We start from the raw sequence: 14,338 nt of genomic DNA on the forward strand, positions 1-14,338 counted from the left end.
ATATCAAATATAAATATTTGAAGAAACTAATTTCGAAAATTATGTGAATTAAAAAACTAGGGTGTTTATATTAAATTTCGTTTACTACCAACTTCTTCTTACTTAAATAGACTGCACGATCTGATTTTTTAGCAACTTCCTGTGAGTGCGTCACAACAATAATACATTTATTTTCTTTATGTGCAAGTTCTTGAAATAGTTCTATTATATCCATTGCCGTTTCTTCGTCGAGGTTTCCTGTCGGCTCATCCGCAATCAGTAAATCAACATTACAAGATAACGCTCGAGCGATTGCTACACGCTGCTGTTGCCCGCCACTTAGTTGCAGAACATTTCGTTTCGCTTCTACTTCTGTAAGTCCTACTTTCTCTAATAATTCTAACGCCCTTGCCGTTTTATTTTGCACTTTAACACCTGTAATTTCCATTGCTGTTAAGACATTTTGAAGAGCAGTCATATAGGTAATCAAATTATAAGATTGGAAAATTACCGATACATTTTGATTACGGTACCGATCCAAACCAATTTTCCGAATATCCTTTCCATTAAATAGTACATAACCATTTTTAGGTATATCTAGCCCACAACCTAAGCTAAGCGTAGTGGTTTTACCAGATCCGGATGGTCCTAGAATCGTGTAGAAATGTCCTTTTTGAAAAGAAAAGTTAACATTTTCTAGTATCGCTACTTTTTTTCCGTTACTTTCATAATAATAATCTAAGTTTTTAAATTGTAAAATCGTCTCCATATCGAGCCTCCTTATTCATCTTTTAAAAGAATTTGTTTTGGATTCAGGCGTAGAATAGATAATGCTCTGGAAGAAGCGTTGCTAATATAGCAATAGCTAGTCCAATCCCTCCCATTTTCCCTACATCTTCTCCTGTTACACTTACATTAATTTTATCAATTGGATCCTCTTTTTGATTTTGTACAGTTCCACCAGGTCCAGCTACCATTACAGTTCCATTTTGTGGGGTGTTTGTTTCTTCTCCTGCTGTAGCAATTTCACTCGAAAGTAAATTATTCCCTATGAATTGAGAAATTTTTGCTCCTGTTGTTATGGATAATCCAAATGCTAAAAGAGCGATACATACTACTTCTACTACGAACTGCGCCATCAGTTTCCACTTTTTCTCTCCAATGGACAATAGAATCCCCATTTCCTTACGACGTGCTTTAATCGATAACATAATGATTAACCCTAAAATAATCGCACCTGCAATTGATACAATATAAATAATCATTTGAGAAGTTGATGAGATATTTTCGATAGGCCCAATCATTTGTTTGTACAACGAATCATGTGCATCTAATTTATAATAATTAAAATCAATATCAGATTTTTTTGCTTCTTCTTTAAATGCTTCAATGTTTTGTGGATCTTTCAAGAAATACACGACTTGAATGCTACTTATACCTTGATCTATTTCTAATTTTTTCATAGTTGAATGCGGCATATAAAGTTTATTAGCTGGATCCATTATAGGAGGGGCCTGTTGACCCATTGCTTGCTCATTCGTTTCGTAAATGCCGATAATTTCAACCTCGAGGGTTTCCTTCTTATCCCCTGATTGCACTTTAACTTTGTCTCCTACTTTCAAGTTGTTTAATTCCGCTAATCGTTTTTCCATTAAAGCTACATTCTGATCTTTCATCTGTTCTGTAATTGGTTTCCCATCAATGATTTTACTTTTTCCATTCTTAAAGCTTTCTTGTAATGCAGTTTTGCGAACTCCCTCAATCATAAAAGAAGAATTCATATCTATTTTTGTACCGGAGCCTGAACCGCCTCGTACAGCCGCCATTCCCACCTTACCTTTTCCTTCTTCTTCTCCTTCTGAAGCTCCTACTAGTTTAAGTCCGTCAGAAATTCCGAGAGTGCTAGTTATGTAATTATAGTCTTTTACATACTTTGACTTCGCTAATTGATCTGCTTCTTTTGTATTAAGCTTCGGTGGATTAGGCATCTCTCCAGTTTCCCTAGCTTGTTGACCTAATTTGTCAAAATCAAGACTTAAAGTAACATCTGCACCGAGTTTTTTTCTTGCTGCATCAGCAGCTTTTTTTGATGCATTTTGGATTGTGAATCCTGCCAACACTAAATTTGTAACAATTAGGAAAACTGCCATCAAAATTAATGATGTTCCTACTCTTTTTTTCATACTGAGAATTGCTCGTTTCATAAAGTTCATTTTTTCTTACCTCCTTGATAACTTGTATTCTATATAGGTTATCTAGAGTCTATATGGAGCTAATCGGTAGTTTATCTAGAGATATAAGGAGTTTATGTGTAGTTATTCATTGACCTGGTCAAGAAAGACCGGAACACATATTCAAAAACGTAATCGTTTTTGAATATGTGCAAAGAGGTATATGGCTTTAGATAGTATTGAATGAGAGCATACAAATCCATGCTTATTACGTAATTTCTATACAAAAAATAAAAACCACCCTATTTGGATGGTTATATGTGTGCTTGTTAAATATGAAATTCATTAAAGAATATGGAGGTTTTTTGAAGTTGGTCGGATTTTCTAATAATAATATTGTGTTAAAAAGCCTAAAGTATAATTTTATAAGTTAGGCTTTTATGCTATCTATAAGAAAAAGTTATAGAGACTCATAATATTTTATAATTTAACCTTTTGTATTTAAACAAGTAAAATAAAAGTAACAAGTGCATACATTAAGGAGGTTTTTTGATAGTGACAGAAACTATAACATTTAGGATTGCAACGGCAGATGATTTAGATGTAATTGTAAAAATGCTTGCTGATGATGTTTTAGGAAATAAAAGAGAGCGCTATGAAACACCACTCCCTGATAGTTATATAAGAGCATTTCATGCTATTGATTGTGATCCAAATAACGAGTTGATTGTAGCGTGTGATGGGACGGAGATTGTCGGTATTCAACAAATTACATTTACGCCTTACATTGTACGTCAAGGGGGTTGGAGAGCTACAATTGAGGGTGTACGGACAGCCTCATCAAAACGTGGTAAAGGTATAGGAAGTAAACTTATTAAATGGGCTATTCAACGTGCTAAATTACGGGGATGTCATTTAGTACAGTTAACAACAGATAAAGAACGACAAGAGGCTTTACAATTTTATAAGAAATTAGGTTTTAAAGATTCTCATGAAGGATTAAAACTCTTTCTCTAATGAATATAGCTATTTATATACCAAAAAGACGTATATTGTAAGGTTAATTAACTATAGGCTTCGAAAATTATGGTAACTATCACTGTATTAAATATACACATTGTCTTTCATATAAATTACGTCACTTCAAAAGGTGCACCTTTTGATACGAAAATAAGCAAGTTAATGTTCTCTTTTATGAATGAGAACATTAACTTGCTTTTTAGGTTTTTGTAAAAGATATTTATAGTTTTATTTTATTGATAGCTTTATAATATAATATACAAATTCCCCACCTGTTTTATAATTCAAGCATCTACTATTAGGAAAAGAGAATATTTTACAATTAATTTACAGCATAAATTTTGTCCATATTTTAGACGATATGGATTTTGGAGGGGTTAATTTGATTTTTTCAAAACTCATTGATCGATACGCCTTGTATGATTTGCACAAAAAAAGAAGTGTAAAGTTTCAGTATACTTCTCTTTCTAACACCTCACTATATATAAAGGACATAGAATTTTTTTATAAAGTAAAACCATCTCATATTCATTTTAACATTAAGCATTTAAAACAAGAAAAGGAATACATGGTTGGACAATTCAAATATAAAAGCTCGGTTCAATCTGGTGATTCACGCAACGATTCTGTCACTGGGGAATTATTTTTACATAAAAATGAAGATGCACCTCATGTCATCTTTGTTCACGGTTGGAGAATGGATTCTAACGAACGTGTAAAAAAAATATTCCACGACCATATGACCAACTTGAAGTGGAATATGTATTATTTCACTTTACCATATCATTTTGACAGAAAACCGAACCAATCCCTATACAGTGGAGAGTACATGGTAAGTGCCAATGTTGAACGAACTGTAGAAGCAACTAGACAAGCGGTAGCTGATTTACGAACTTTGATCAAATGGATTAAAGAAAATAAAAATGGTCCCTTGATTTTAATAGGAATCAGTTTAGGTGGAGTTATCACTAACTTAACATCTCTTGTTGAACCAGAAATTGATGTGTTAGCATCCATTTTCTACGCGAATCGACTCTCTTATTCAATTTGGAAGACAAATCCAGGTAAATTTATTAGAGAAGACTTGGAACATCATGGTGTTACGTATGATGATTTAATAGCTTATTGGAAAATCACTGAACCGAGTCAAGCGTTACCAAAAGTAAAAAAAGAAAATATTTTATTAATTTCAGGTAAGCACGATCTATATGTGCACTCTGAGGATACGGACTATTTGTGGGAATCCTGGGAAAGACCTACAAGATATATTTATACATGTGGACATGCCGGGATTGTTCTTAAACGTAAAAAAATTGCAACTGATACTATCAATTTTATTCAGAATCGATTGAACTCCTCACACTTCCCCAATGATATGAATACACTTTTCTCCTAAATTACGTACTTGTATTACTAGTTGCAAAAAACTCCTTCTTGAGAAAGGTTTTAATTTCCGAATATTCTGTTGACTACTAAGACATATCCAATTTACAATTTAATTGTGATGTTTTTTCACAATTAAACTACTTAGAATACACTTCATTTATTCGAAAACAATTACAAATAGAGGTGCTAAAATGAAAACAAGAGTAAATCCAGAGTTATTACAAGGGTTAGAGATGTTTCCAGATCTCGATTTACGCCCGGAAAACTTGCAAGCAATCAGAGAAGGAATAGCTCAAATGAGACCACCTACAGTTGTTGATGAATCCCTTTCGTTAACAGATGAAGTCATTGTTGGACCAGATGCTAATCCGTTACCATTAAGAATTTATCGTCCAAAATCAAATAATGAAGCTTTACCTGTCTTATTATGGATACATGGTGGTGGTTATATTTTAGGGTCTATAGATGATAACGATGATACTTGTATGAGATTCGCAAAAGAAGCTGGCTGTGTGGTCGTATCTGTAGACTACCGCTTAGCACCTGAACACCCTTACCCAGCGCCAATTGAGGATTGTTATTCAGCTTTAAAATGGATTGCTGATAATGCGAAGTCATTAAACATTGATTCGAATCGAATTGGGGTTGCAGGAGTAAGCGCTGGAGGTGGACTAACAGCAGCATTATCATTATTAGCCCGAGATCGAAAATATCCTTCAATTTGTTTACAGATGCCACTCTATCCAATGATTGATGACCGAAATAATACACCTTCAGCGAATGAAATTAAAGAAGGATTTGTTTGGAATCAAAAGGCAAATGAAGCTGGTTGGAAAATGTATTTAGGAGAAATGTATGGAACAGATCAAATCCCTGTCTATGCAGCGCCTTCTCGAGCAGAGGATTATAGTGATTTACCATATACTTACACATTTGTTGGTCAATTAGATCCATTCCGCAGTGAAACATTAACCTATGTAAGCAAACTAGCGCAAGCTGGTGTGGATGTTGAGTTTCATTTATATCCAAATGCCTATCACTGGTTTGAAGGGTTAAATCCAAATGCCGATGTATCTATTTACGCTGTAAACGAAATGGTACAAGCAGTAAAGACTGGTTTCAAAAGAGTCTCTAAGGTTGAGGCTTAATCCCTTTACCAGAAAAACACTCGTAAATAGTATAATAGCCGATTCTCATTTAGAATCGGCTATTAACATGTAAAATTCACCTAATATATCAAGGTTGAGAAACAGATATAAGATGTTTAGGCGATGTGTTTATTTCCTCTGCCAACACCTTAATGCTCATCATGATTTGAAGTATTTCTTCTAATGTTGTCCTCGGGTTGATAGAGCAAAGTCGAATTACTACTTTTTCTTTTAATTTAGTCGTACTTAGCATAGCAAATCCTCTTTGATTAATTTCTTCCACCAGTTTTTTATTTATTTCATGAATTGTTTCTGTAGACGTTCGCTTACAAGGAATATAACGAAAAGTAACAATTCCTAATTGGGCAGGTGTTACTACTTCCCAATCTTTTTCTTTCCTTAAAAACTCTTCAACTTGTTCAGCCAACATAATGCCATGATCTATTGCCTCACGAAAAGCTGTGACTCCAAATGCTTTAAAAGAAAGCCATACCTTTAATGCCCTAAATCTACGAGAAAGTTCAATTCCACGCTCCCCAAAATTCACTTTTTCTTCTATATTAGTTTCCGTATCCTTAATATACTCTGGGATCATACGGAACGTTTTACTTAAATATTGGCTATTGCGAATGAGTACACAACCAACATCATAAGGCTGAAAAAGCCATTTATGCGGGTCTAACGTCAAAGAATCAGCACGATGAATTCCTCTTAACACCTCCCTTCCTTTTTCACTGAGAATTGCTGCAGCCCCATAAGCACCATCCGCGTGTAGCCATACATCTTCATCACCACATAGATCAGCCAATTCATCGAGGGAGTCCACCGCTCCGCAATTCGTTGTCCCTGCATTAGCAATAACACAAAATGGTTTTTTCCCTTTTAATCGATCTTCTTTTATTTGCTTTCTTAAAGTACTAACTGAAATTCTTAAATCTTCATCTGTTTCAATTCGGCAAATTTGATGATGTTTAAAACCTAATACTTTAAGTGCTCGATCTACAGAAAAATGAGTTTGGTTAGAAAAATACACAACCGCATTTTCTATGTCATTATTCAGCTTGACCTGTCTCGCTACAGTAAGTGCAGTCAAATTAGCCATGGAACCGCCACTGACAAATAGCCCTTCAGCTGAATCAGGGAATCCTAGCATTGATTTTAACCAGTTGATTGTCGTTAATTCAATTTGTTCAGCACCTGCACCTACTATCCAAGCTGTAGGAAATACATTAAACCCACTTGCTAAAAAATCTGCTATTACACCAACATAATTATTAGGACCTGGCACAAAAGCCATAAAATGAGGATGATCCACATGAGTAATTTGATTAAACACATTGTTATTAAGAAAATGAAGTAACTCTTTTGGATTAGATCCGTTTTCTGGAATCGTTTCAATTAGCTTGTCTCTAAAAATATTACTATCAATCGTTTCCGAAACTGGTTTACTTTTTAAATGATTCATATGATCAACAATCAAGTCCACCGCTTGATATCCTAACTGACGCATCTCTTCGGCTGATAACTGCAAGTTTTTTGTCATTTGGTTTACTCCTATTCTATTTAAAAAGGCGAGTTCTTGCTCGCCTTTTCATTTTTTATAATTTGTAATCACCGATTGCCTGTATTGGATTTTGAAGAATCATGTTGATTAACTGATGGATGTGACTCAATATTTCCTGTATTTTCTCCGCTTCATATACGGTTTGATCATATCCAAACTTTATTGTAAGTTTCTCTTCAGGGAAGCACATAATTCCATACTTTACATGAGGCTCATCCACAACTTCGTAATCTGTGATGGCAAAAGTTCTGTTTTCATTTGAAGAAAAGATAGCTGAGTTAGTCGGATAGTTTTCAAAAACCCAAAGATGGTCAGTCAACTCAGTTTTTAATTCACTTTGTTTTTGTATATCAACAAATGAATAGTATGCATACTCATTACATTTCAATGTTTCTAGTTGTACTTTTTGCAGGAAGTCCACAAAAGATTGCGTTTCTGTCCATGCTAGTCGGATAGGCAAAACATTTGTGAACAGACCGAACATATTTTCAATCCCTTCTACTTCGGGAGGTCTGACTGATACTAGATTAGGTAATACTACTTCTCTTATTCCGTTGTATTTGCCAAGCAATATTCCCCATACAGCTAGTAATGCCGAATTCATAGTTATATTGTTTTTAGTTACAAATGTCTGTAACTGATTAGTCAAATCCTTATCTAATGTTAAATCCATAAATGTGAAATTTAACCCTTCACTTTGAGTTGGTACTTTCTTTTTAGGAATACTAATTTTCCGATTGTATCCTGATAAATAATCCCGCCAAAAATGACGTGCTTTCTCATGATCTCGTGCTACAGTCCAATCTATGAATGTCTCAAAAGGTTTCACCATAGGTAACTCTGCCGTAGTTCCCGCATTTATTGTTTCATAGAGCTGGAATAATTCGTCTATCAAAATGCTGACGCTCCAACCATCACATAATAGATGATGGGAACTCCAAACCACCTTATGCTCATTATTACCTAGTTGGAATATACAGAGGCGGTTCATAAGTTCATCATTTTTGAATCCTTGACTTAAATTTTCATTCATCCATTGGTCTAGGAATTTTTGCTGTTCTTGTTTCGTCATCTCAATCAAGTTTTTTATCTCTGAAATCATTTGAACATCATGTATAACAGCTTGCCAAGGTTTTGCTTGTTCATCTTGCACTATTATCGTTCTTAAAGAATCATGGCGATCAACTAATTGTTGGAAACACTGAATAAAGAGATTAATATCCAGCTCCCCCTCAAGTGCCCAAATTATTTGTTCAAAATATGCATTTGTATCAGGTTCAGTCGCAGCATGTTCATAAATAACTTCCTGGAAAGGTGCCAATGGGTAAATACGTTCTATTTTTATATCCGGCATTTTTTCTTGTATTTTGGTAAGTGTATGTTGATTAAGTTGTTTATCTTTAACATTTAGTACTGTAACTTTATTATCGTTCATTTTGTTTACATCACTTGTTTGCGAATTTGAAAAATGGTGTAGCTTTTTAACAAATTGAACCATGTCTCCTAATATAGGAAATGAAAATAGATTTTTTGGCTCTAGCTCAAATCCTTGTCTATACAGTCTGACGGAAACTTGAATCGCTTTTATCGAATCTCCACCTAAGGCAAAGAAATGATCATTTACTCCAACCCGATCTACTTTGAGTACTTCTTGCCAAACACTAGTTAATATTTTTTCCATTTCAGTTTTTGGAGCAATAAATATTTCATTTTTTTGTTTCTCTGGAGCAGGGAGCGCTTTTCTATCTAATTTCCCGTTTGGAGTCAAAGGCAATTGTTCCAAATAAACAAAATAAGAAGGAATCATGTAATCTGGCAAGTGGTCTCGCAAATGCTTTCGTAGTTCTGTTGTACTAATATTTTGCTCAGTTACCACATATGCGACTAAAAATCTTATACCATTCTCATCTGTCTGATCAATCACAACAGCGTGTTCGACTTGTTTGTAAGTGAGAAGACAATGGGAGATTTCTTCTAACTCTACTCGATATCCTTGAATTTTGACTTGATAATCTTGGCGGCCTAAAAATTCAATATATCCCTCAGGATGCATTTTGCCACAGTCTCCTGTCTTGTAAATAAGGCCAAAGTCCGGATGTGACACAAACGCTTCATTCGTTTTCTGTTCATCATTTAAATATCCTTTAGCAAGGCCCACTCCCCCGATATATAAATCTCCAATTACACCAACAGGGCACATTTTCTTTTCATAGTTCAACACATAATACGTTTGGTTTGCCAAAGGTATCCCGTATGGAATACTCTTCCAATGTGATTCCACCTGTTTGACCGGATAATAAATTGACCAAATCGATGCTTCTGTTGCTCCTCCTAGTGAAACTACTTCTGCCATCGGGAAATGTCGTTTTATTTTTTCTGGTAAAGAAAGTGGAATCCAATCTCCACTATGTAAAACTAAACGCAAGGAAGAATGTTCAAAATGAGAACCTACTTGCTCCAATGCCAAATCCATGATTGCAGGCACTGTATTCCAAATTGTAATTCCTCTACGTTCGACGGTACGGATTAATTCTTGCATGTCTCTTGGGTCACGAATCATTACCAACATTGCACCTGTGCTTAACGTTCCGAAAATATCGTATACAGATAAGTCAAAACACATGGAAGAAATACCAATAATACGATCATCTTCATTTACCTGATATTTTTGATTAATATCTTGAATAGTATTTGTAACCGCTTGGTGAGTAATAATTACTCCTTTCGGTTTTCCTGTACTTCCTGAAGTGTAGATAATATAGGCAAGATCTTCCGGACCAGCAATAGCAGGCATATCTTCTGTTGTATATAATGACAAATGGTTTTCTTCATAAAGACTAGGTTCTAATAAAAGTTTGCATGAGCTATTTTTTAAAATATATGTTTGGCGATCTAAAGGATGATCGGGATCAATCGGAACATATGCGGCACCTGCTTTTAAAATACCTATCATATTAGCAATGGTCTCAACTCGTCTTTGTGCTAAAAGGCCAACTTTGTCACCTAGACCGATTCCTTGTTCTTTTAAGAAGTGCGCAACTTGATTGGAGCGTTTATGAAGCTCTGAGTATGTTAACCAATCTTTTTCAAAAACCACTGCTACTTCATCCCGTGTACGTTTTACTTGGTCTGTAAATAATTGATACAGAGTAGTTGAAAGTATTTTTTCTGTTGTCTCATTGTATAGCTCAATTAAAGTTTGATCCGATTCTTTCATCTGCAAAGAGGTTACGTCGCTTTTTTTCACCAGTTGTTCCAATAAGTCAACAAATTGGGAAAACATTGCTTCTATCACATCAACATCAAACAATTCTTCAACATAGTTCCAGCTAATTAATAACTCTCCATTTTTTTCAATTACCACATTATCCAAATACACTTGTGGCGTCCGAGCATGAATATGGCGAAGTGAACCAAGCTGTTCCCAAGCAAAAGCCCCCGCACCTGCTAGCATCGAGGTGAAAACAATTGGCATAACTGCTTTTGGCGTCATTTGATGATATCGAGTAAAATCTCGAATAAAATTAACTCCATCGTAATGACGATGTTCAAGGCCATCTAATAAAGTAGATTGCGTTTCTTTTACTCTAGTAAAGAAAGATTGATCTGGATTCACATCAACATCCAACAAGATGAGTGAAGTGAAATCTCCTACAATTTGCTCTACTTCTTCATGAACAGGATTACGGTTAAATACAGTCAAATTAATTGCCAATCGACGCTGATTACTCCAATATGCCAACACATCACCATATATTGTACAAAGTAGAGCCGAAGGAGTTACTTCTTTCTCTTGTGCTAACTTTCGTAGCTTTGTCCATTTTTCATTGTCCAGGATCTTAGTAAGTGATTGGAATTTAGGAGTAGCAATCTCTACCGGATCCTTTTTTAACAGCAAAGAAGGCGCAAACGGAAAGTCAGGAAGCTTACTTGTCCAATAATCTTTTGCTGTTTTATATTCGGAGCTTTGTTCCATTTCATCATAGATAAACATGTAATCTTGAAAATCAAAAGATAGAGGTTCTAATCTTTGCTCTGGTTTATAATAATAATGAAACAAATCATGTCCAACGATGTTCATGCTTGCTCCGTCCATTAATAAAGCATCGTATCGAAAACATAATAAATACGTATCTTCTTTTAAAAGAAAGGCTTTTAATTCAAACAAAGGCCATTGCCCCAAAGGAAACACATGATTAGTCATTCGAGAACGTTCTTCTTGCAAGCGAGCATTTTGTTTCCCATCATCTAAATCTATAAGACTCTCTATTTCAATCTCGTAATCAGGAACGCTTTGTAATATTTGCTGTTCTCCCTCTGGTAAAATTACAGCTCGTAACATCGGATGACGTTGAATTACCTTTTGAAAACTTTTTGAAAGACGATTGATATTCAATTCTGTTTCATATTCAAAATAAGTTTGAGGTGAAATACCACTTAATTCAAACTGTGAATTCCGTCCTAACATGTACGCTGTCTGAACCTCTGTTAAGGGAAATGGCTTAGACAAATCTTTAACATGGGTTGGTCTATTTTCAAAGTTTTCCGTTTTATGCTCTAACTTTACACAAGTACTAAGTTGAGCAATCGTGGGATGCTTAAAAAAATCTGTTGTACTTATTTTTAAGCAGTCTTTTCTTAATAAATTAATTACCTGAAGTGCTTTAATCGATTCTCCTTTTAAAGCAAAAAAATTATCATGAATACCGATTCCCTCAATCTCCATAACTTTTTCCCATGCATGCACCAATTTTTGTTCAATTTCATTGCGCGGGGCAACGTATGGAATTGATACATAATCTGTTTGTGTTATATCTAATAACCTTTTCCTATCTACTTTCCCATTTGGATTCAACGGAATCTCTTCCACCTGAATCATTTTTTCAGGAATCATAAACTCAGGTAATTTATCACTTAAATATTTTCTGATTTCATCAAAAGAGACCTTATTATCCGATACATAGTAGGCAGCTAATAATTTCCTATTTCCATATACTTGATCAACAACGATAGCTTGGTTTATTTCTGGATATTCCCTTAACTGGCTTTCGATTTCTCTTAATTCAATCCGATATCCCCGAATTTTTACTTGATGATCCATTCGACCTAGATATTCAAGTTCTCCATTAGGCAACCAACGAACGAGATCACCCGTATGATACATCATTTCTCCTGCCGTAAAAGGACTCGGTACAAACTTTTCATCTGTCAGTTTAGATTTCCCAAGATACCCTCGTGCTACCGCCACGCCACCAATGCAGAGTTCACCCGGAATTCCAAATGGTTTTAATTGACCATACTTATTCAATATATAGGAATGATAATTCGGGTTGGGACTTCCAATCGTAACTTCTTTGGCAGAGCTCAAATCCTTTACTGTTGCACAAATGGTTGTTTCTGTAGGACCATAAATATTTAAAATTGTCGCTTCACTGATGCATCGAATTTTTTCAACCAAATCAATGGAAAATGCTTCTCCTGCTAACAAAATAGATTTCAAATCTTTTAGAAAATTTGCCCCTTCTGGATCACTCAAAATCACTTCCATTCGCGATGGCGTTGATTCCCATAAATCCACCTTATGTTCTTTGACCAAATGAGCCAATTCTTTTGTTGCAAACTGGTCCTCTGTAGCAATGACTACTTTCGAACCTTGCGTTAAAGGAAGACATATTTCTAACAAGGAAATATCAAAAGATACACTAGCAAGAAACAAGAATGACTGATTATCTTTTACTTTTTCTCTCATTACACTTAAAAAATGGACAAGAGATTTCTGTTCCACCATTACCCCTTTTGGATTTCCTGTCGATCCTGATGTGTAAATAACATAAGCCAAATCATTAGGATCACTTTCTCGAACTAAATTACTTTCTTCACCTTGGAAGAGATGTCCCTCATCAAGATACAACACTTCACCAGCAAATTGCGGTAATTCTACCTCTGTTCGCTTGCTCAGTAAACATTTTGCTTGACTATCTTGTAACATATATTCAATTCGTTCATTTGGATAGTTAGGATCGATTGGTAAATACGCTGCTCCTGCTTTTAAAATCCCCACCATGCCAATGATCATTTCCAATGACCGATCTACCATAACCCCAATAATACTTTCTTTCGAAACACCTTTACTTTGAAGAATAGAGGCCAATTGATTTGCTTTCTTATTCAATTCTCTATATGTCAAAGATTGATCATTACAAACAACAGCAATTTGATCTGGGGTTTTTAACACTTGTTCCTCAAACAAATCTTGAAATGATTGAGACAATTCTATGTCCGCCTGACCTTGATTCAATTCTTCTAGCAACTCTTTCTCTTCTTCTGAAATGATACAAATATCTTTCACAGCCAAATTCGAATTTGTTGACACTTGCTTTAAAACATAAAGATATGAATTTGCAAACTGTTGCAAAGAAGAGAATGAATGAGACTTGAAAGAAATTTGAATTTCAAATTCATTATGTATTTCATTCCATTTTCTTTGTATCCAGATGGCTAAATTATTCTCTGCATATTCTTCTATCAAATTTTTATTATGTAATCCTTCCATCCCAATAACAATTTGAAAAGGAGTTAAATGGTGTTTCGCTAATAATTCAGAGAGTGGATAACTCTGATTGTCATACCCGAATAAAGTCGTTTGTTCAATCTGATTTACTACTTGTTTAAAGCTGTGATGCGGATGGATTTCACTTCCTAAAGGAATCAACTTATTAAGATTCTCGCTTTGTTCAATATTCTTTTCAATTACAGGAATACCAATAGTAATCCTTTCTTGATCTGTATAGTGTGCCAAACAAATCCTTAACGCGGCCTGTAACCGGCTAAATAATAATAAATCTTGAGACTTAATTACTTTTTGTATACTTTTACTAAACTCTACATTCATTATGACTTGAACGTGCTCGCAAGGATTTTCTTTATTTAGTTGGTAACCGCTATTAAATACAGAAAAATCGAGAACCTCGGAAGATAACTGCTCTTTCCAAAACGCCTCTACCCCTTTATTTTCATGAATCGAACTTCGATCTTTAATGTGCATTTTTATCTTTATCCCCCTAATATTC

At 34.9% G+C, this 14,338-nt stretch carries 6 protein-coding genes and 1 pseudogene; 3 read left to right on the top strand and 4 right to left on the bottom strand.

From position 1 onward, the window contains the following. Window positions 1–70: 70 nt before the first annotated feature. Window positions 71–748, bottom strand: a complete 678-nt coding sequence (locus tag JFU18_RS02685; RefSeq protein WP_000447830.1) for an ABC transporter ATP-binding protein — start codon at window positions 746–748, stop codon at window positions 71–73. A gap of 11 nt (window positions 749–759) precedes the next feature. Beyond that, window positions 760–2,192: pseudogene (locus JFU18_RS02690) on the bottom strand (ABC transporter permease). Window positions 2,193–2,705: 513 nt separating this feature from the next. Here JFU18_RS02690 and JFU18_RS02695 point away from each other — a divergent pair. The 3 genes from JFU18_RS02695 to JFU18_RS02705 all read left to right on the top strand — a co-directional run bounded on the left by JFU18_RS02695 (window position 2,706) and on the right by JFU18_RS02705 (window position 5,704). Then, on the top strand, window positions 2,706–3,167 hold the full coding sequence (locus JFU18_RS02695; protein ID WP_201031075.1) for a GNAT family N-acetyltransferase: 462 nt from the start codon (window positions 2,706–2,708) through the stop codon (window positions 3,165–3,167). A 385-nt stretch (window positions 3,168–3,552) separates the two neighbouring features. Further along, a complete protein-coding gene (locus JFU18_RS02700) occupies window positions 3,553–4,566 on the top strand; it encodes an alpha/beta hydrolase (RefSeq protein ID WP_201031074.1) in 1,014 nt (337 codons plus the stop codon). Window positions 4,567–4,747: 181 nt separating this feature from the next. Next, window positions 4,748–5,704 (top strand): alpha/beta hydrolase, encoded by a 957-nt coding sequence (locus JFU18_RS02705; RefSeq protein WP_201031073.1) that lies wholly within the window; start codon window positions 4,748–4,750, stop codon window positions 5,702–5,704. A gap of 88 nt (window positions 5,705–5,792) precedes the next feature. On the opposite strand, the gene JFU18_RS02710 is transcribed toward JFU18_RS02705, so the two are convergent. Then, window positions 5,793–7,247 carry a pyridoxal phosphate-dependent decarboxylase family protein gene (locus JFU18_RS02710; protein WP_201031072.1) on the bottom strand — a complete coding sequence of 485 codons (1,455 nt, stop codon included), beginning with the start codon at window positions 7,245–7,247 and terminating at the stop codon, window positions 5,793–5,795. 55 nt (window positions 7,248–7,302) lie between these two features. Then, the gene (locus JFU18_RS02715; RefSeq protein WP_201050229.1) at window positions 7,303–14,313 is read right to left on the bottom strand and encodes a non-ribosomal peptide synthetase; all 7,011 of its coding nucleotides are present in this window, start codon (window positions 14,311–14,313) and stop codon (window positions 7,303–7,305) included. Between the last annotated feature and the right edge of the window lie 25 nt (window positions 14,314–14,338).

It is taken from the genome of Bacillus sp. TH22, from assembly GCF_016651015.1.
Taxonomy (GTDB): Bacteria; Bacillota; Bacilli; order Bacillales; family Bacillaceae_G; genus Bacillus_A; species Bacillus_A mycoides.

Excerpts from the sequence above, each read along its gene's own strand:
- JFU18_RS02705 (WP_201031073.1), top strand. The coding sequence starts at position 4,748 with ATGAAAACAAGAGTAAATCCAGAGTTATTACAAGGGTTAGAGATGTTT.
- JFU18_RS02710 (WP_201031072.1), bottom strand. The coding sequence starts at position 7,247 with ATGACAAAAAACTTGCAGTTATCAGCCGAAGAGATGCGTCAGTTAGGA.
- JFU18_RS02685 (WP_000447830.1), bottom strand. The coding sequence starts at position 748 with ATGGAGACGATTTTACAATTTAAAAACTTAGATTATTATTATGAAAGT.
- JFU18_RS02715 (WP_201050229.1), bottom strand. The coding sequence starts at position 14,313 with ATGCACATTAAAGATCGAAGTTCGATTCATGAAAATAAAGGGGTAGAG.